The sequence below is a fragment of the Acinetobacter sp. Ver3 genome, assembly GCF_000632455.1.
Taxonomy (GTDB): domain Bacteria; phylum Pseudomonadota; class Gammaproteobacteria; order Pseudomonadales; family Moraxellaceae; genus Acinetobacter.
In genome coordinates this window covers 1-366 of record NZ_JFYL01000202.1, presented here as the reverse complement: position 1 = coordinate 366, position 366 = coordinate 1, and the positions used below count along the sequence as shown (strand labels likewise).

Genomic DNA, 366 nt, shown 5'->3' with positions numbered 1-366 from the left:
CGTCCTCATACTTTAGCTATAGAGGATCAATTATTATTAACACTCAATTACTTACGGAATTACAGCACTCAATTGGAGTTGGCTGCAAATTACCATATCGCTGAAAGTAATGTGAATCGAACCATTAAAAAGGTTGAAGATGCATTGATGAAATCAAGACGGTTTACTCTGCCAAAACGAAGCATTACCACAGCAGACGAACAGTTTAACTGGGTCATTATTGATGCGACAGAATGTTCAATAGAACGTCCGAAAAAAAAATCAGAGTAAGTTCTACAGTGGTAAAAAGAAGAAACATACGCTAAAAGCACAAGTGATCTATCATCCGAACAGCAAACAAATCATAGGGCTAGATATATCGAATGG

1 pseudogene is annotated in these 366 nt (G+C 36.9%); it reads left to right on the top strand.

Annotation, left to right across the window (positions count from 1 at the left end):
* Positions 1–366 (top strand): annotated as a pseudogene (locus CL42_RS16375) (IS5-like element ISAba27 family transposase); the annotation flags it as partial.